This window comes from Lachnoclostridium sp. An118 (assembly GCF_002160985.1).
Taxonomy (GTDB): domain Bacteria; phylum Bacillota; class Clostridia; order Lachnospirales; family Lachnospiraceae; genus Claveliimonas; species Claveliimonas stercoravium.
Genome location: NZ_NFLQ01000039.1, coordinates 1 through 4,208 on the forward strand (window position 1 = coordinate 1; position 4,208 = coordinate 4,208).

Genomic DNA, 4,208 nt, shown 5'->3' on the forward strand with positions numbered 1-4,208 from the left:
GATAACTGCTAATTATCCGTTAAAATGTTTGTTTGTGCTGGATATGAAAAGTTATGTAGGAATTAATAAGAGATTGATACAGACGCGAACAAACGAAATGCGGTGTCCGGGTGTTCAAAGGATGATTGCGAGACTGCAGAAAAAGAAAAGGCGAGTGCCATCTGTTGATTATTTTGTTAGGCACAAAGTATGAGCAAAGAGTAAATGTTGTAATATTTATGAGAGTTCATTGTTATAGTCTTTGAAATTATGGTATCATCATGTATAAATTATAAATCGAAAATTCCTGCATTATATGATAATATATAATACATAATCAATTGTTTTGCGAAGACATTAGAAATATTAGGCGCAAGCGGATTGCCTGGCCTTTCAAAGCGATTGTAGATCCATTTGGCAGCCTTTCAAAGTGATATAACAAATTAATGATTTCCTAGGAGTACGAATATACATTGAGCGAATATTACAAAAGTGTAAAAAAGCAGATACTCGATAATTTTAGCTATTTCGGAGTGGCTGAAAAAATAGAAAGATACGCTTGTGTGTTTATGTTTGTGCTTTCAGTGATGTCTTTAAAAGACATTCTGGATGCTACACACAGTCGGCGTGGAGAAGGGAATGGAATTTGGATTCTGTTGCTTTTGATTCTTGTATCAATAATAAGGGCGAAATTCATTTGTGCCGGACGCAGATATACAGATCAAAGGGCTCAGACTGTTGATTATTTGATTAGTAAAACCGGTATAACTATTTCTCTGGCTGACTGCCTGATTGATGAGATTAAGGACTATATCAGGCAGATCAGAACCTTTGCGGCCTGGTTTGTTGGGATTGCGGGTACATTTATCGTTTTGCTTATCACGATTGGCTTCAATTGGTTCGTTAAAAACATAGATATTTTGATGAGCATAAGTGAAGCAAATGAGATCAAAGAGATTGTTGAAAGGACAGTGCTGTTTGAGGAATTCGGCCTGACTTTTATTATAGACCTGGCGACAGTTCTATTGCCGCTGATATGTGTTTTTATACTCTTGCTTTATAGCCTTTTTAGCCTTTGTACTTTTGCCAAGAAACAAGTGTTATTCATATTATACGATGTCAAATATCAGCTTATGATAGCGGAGCAGAAACGGGATGAGTCGGCTGAAGAGGCAGTGTAGACAAGGAAGAGTGAGATCAACTGTTTTTTCTGATAAGAAGTGGTGAATAACAAAATGAAAGATACCAATACCATATCCTCCGTCAGCAATGCTGCGGCGGACAAATCGTTTCAGCTTTTGCAGAAGTTTCTCGTGGGCGAAAAAATAAATCAAAGCAGAGAATATGTCAGACGGACTGACCGACCTTCTCCATCTATGTGAGATCTACGGTCTGCAGCCAATTCTCTGTTACATGATCAGCTCAGAAGCGGAAACCTTTCGGGAATGTGAGTCAGAGCGAATAAAGAAAATGCGGGAGCAGTATATTGCGTCTGTCTATTTGCCTGTTCAGTAGGAAGCGGTCTGTCCCGGACGGTAGGGGATATGAAAACAGGGGGAAAGGACGTAGATAAGCCTTTGGGCTCCGTCTTTTTTGGATTATCTGTTTCCGTCTGCGGATAATATGCTGAAGATCATGCCTGCTGTGGAGAGTCGGCGGTGGCTTCTCCCTGCGGCCTGGATAAAGCGGTGGTGGCTTGGAGCCTTCCGGCGCTGGGGCTTTAAAAGGAACGTTATTAATAAAATCTTATGGAAACTGTCAGGAATATGTGCTACTATAGTTGCAAAGCATTATATTTCTGGCAGTTTTTTTCTTTTGTGGCGTCTGCCGTGTCTGCAAGTCTGATAAGAAGATCTAAAAGAAATCTCGATGCTTTTTATTCCCATCAACAAAGCAGAGAGGTTTCCTGAAAGCAATGTTCTGAAGCTTATGTTTTTGTTTTTACAGGCTGCCTCCTGCGATTCTTGAAAAAGGAGGTACCTATGAGCAGAAAACAGAAGAAGCAGAACCGGAAGAAGCAAGACGGGGAAAAGAAGGTGTATCCGGTTCCTGACCGGAACTACAAATCTTCGCTTTTTACCATGGTGTTCAGCGACAGGAAAGAGCTGCTGGGACTCTATAATGCGGTAAGTGGAAAACAGTATAAGGATCCCGGGGCGCTGAGCGTCAATACGCTGGAGAACGCCATCTACATGGACATCAAAAATGACCTGTCCTTTGTGATCGACTCCCGGCTCTCCCTGTATGAGCACCAGTCCACCTACAGCCCTAATCTTCCGCTGCGGATGCTTTTGTATCTGGCAGACCTTTACGCGGACCTGACGAAAAACGAAAACCTGTACGGAAGGAAAAAGGTAATGCTTCCGCCGCCCCAGTTTATCATCTTCTACAACGGGGAAGAGAAACAGCCTGACAGGCGGATACTGAAGCTGTCCGACTTGTACGAGGTGGAGGAAGAGGAGCATAAGCTGGAGCTGGAGGCGGTGATGCTGAACATCAACGCGGGCCACAATCCGGAGTTTATGAGGGCGTGCAAGACCCTGGCGGACTATGCCCGGTACACAGCCCGCATAAGAAGGTATGCCGCGGAGATGCCCATAGAAGAGGCGGTGGAGCGAACGATCACGGAATGTATCCGGGAGGGGATCCTTGAGGAATTTTTGAGGAAATATCGAGCGGAGGCAAAGAGGATGAGCATATACGAGTATGATCAGGCGAGACATATAAGACAGGAGCGGGAAGAGGCCTGGGAAGAGGGAAGACAGACAGGCAAACAGGAAGGCATGGAACAGGAGCGGCTGTCCATAGTCCGCCGGATGCTGGAGGGCGGCACCAGCCTGGAAGAGATCAAACGGCTCACCGGGGCCACGGAGGAGGAAGTGGAAAGGGCCCGGAATGTGTAGAGCTGGCTGAGGATGACAGATGAATGATCAGATAAAATTTTATTAAGAACGAAAAAACTTATGGAAACTGTCGGGAATATGTGCTACTATAATTACAAAGCATTACATTTCCGGCAGTTTTTTTCTTTTGCGGCGTCTGCCGTGTCTGCAATTCTGATAAGAAGATCTAAAAGAAATCTCAATGCTTTTTATCCCCATCGACAAAGCAGAGAGGTTTCCTGGAGATTATGTTTTGGAGCTTATGTTTTCGTCTTTACAGGCTGCCTCCTGCGATTTTTGAAAAAGGAGGTACCTATGAGCAGAAAACAAAAGAAACAGAACCGGAAGAAGCAAGGCGGGGAAAAGAAGGTGTATCCCGTTCCTGACCGGAACTACAAATCTTCGCTTTTTACCATGCTGTTCAGCGACAAGAAGGAGCTGCTGGGACTCTATAATGCGGTAAGTGGAAAACAGTATAAGGATCCCGGGGCGCTGAGCGTCAACACGCTGGAGAACGCCATCTACATGGCCATCAAAAATGACCTGTCCTTTGTGATCGACTCCCGGCTCTCCCTGTACGAGCATCAGTCCACCTACAGCCCCAACCTTCCGCTGCGGATGCTTTTGTATCTGGCAGATCTGTACGCGGACCTGACGAAAAACGAAAACCTGTACGGAAGGAAAAAGGTGATGCTTCCGCCGCCCCAGTTTATTATCTTCTACAACGGAGAGGAGAAACAGCCTGACAGGCGGATACTGAAGCTGTCGGATCTGTACGAGGTGGAGGAAGAAGAGTATAAGCTGGAGCTGGAGGCGGTGATGCTGAACATCAACGCGGGCCACAATCCGGAGCTTTTTCGGGCGTGCAAGACCCTGGCGGACTATGCAGAGTACACAGCCTCCATAAGAAGGTATGCCGCAAAGATGCCCATAGAAGAGGCGGTGGAGCGCACCATCACGGAATGTATCCGGGAGGGGATCCTTGAAGAGTTTTTAAGGAAATATCGAGCGGAGGCAAAGAGGATGAGCATATATGTGTATGATCAGGCGAGGCATATAAGACAGGAGCGGGAATAGGCCTGGGAAGAGGGAAGACAGACAGGCAAAAGGAGCTTCTGGAGTAAAGCCGCGGGACGGAGTTTGTGATTTTGCGACTCTGCCCCGCGGTTTTTTATCGGTGGTGCGCCTGGCGGCGTTTTTTTGTGGGCGGAATGGGGGGTAAAATTCAGCTAAATTGAAATTTTAAATTCCAGTGCGGGGGTAAATTCCACCATACTTTATATTTTGCAGATTTTATAGGAAATTTTTAAGCGAAATCTCCTGTTTTCTGCTATAATTAGCTAAACT

3 protein-coding genes are annotated in these 4,208 nt (G+C 45.2%); all 3 read left to right on the forward strand.

Annotated features, from left to right (window positions below; all coding sequences use genetic code 11):
- The first annotated feature begins 452 nt into the window (after positions 1–452).
- The 3 genes from B5E62_RS16515 to B5E62_RS16525 all read left to right on the forward strand — a co-directional run bounded on the left by B5E62_RS16515 (position 453) and on the right by B5E62_RS16525 (position 3,938).
- Positions 453–1,160 carry a hypothetical protein gene (locus B5E62_RS16515; RefSeq protein WP_087175602.1) on the forward strand — a complete coding sequence of 236 codons (708 nt, stop codon included), beginning with the start codon at positions 453–455 and terminating at the stop codon, positions 1,158–1,160.
- 801 nt (positions 1,161–1,961) lie between these two features.
- A complete protein-coding gene (locus tag B5E62_RS16520) occupies positions 1,962–2,882 on the forward strand; it encodes a hypothetical protein (protein WP_087175603.1) in 921 nt (306 codons plus the stop codon).
- Between the two features lie 393 nt (positions 2,883–3,275).
- On the forward strand, positions 3,276–3,938 hold the full coding sequence (locus B5E62_RS16525; protein ID WP_334293351.1) for a hypothetical protein: 663 nt from the start codon (positions 3,276–3,278) through the stop codon (positions 3,936–3,938).
- Positions 3,939–4,208: the final 270 nt, after the last annotated feature.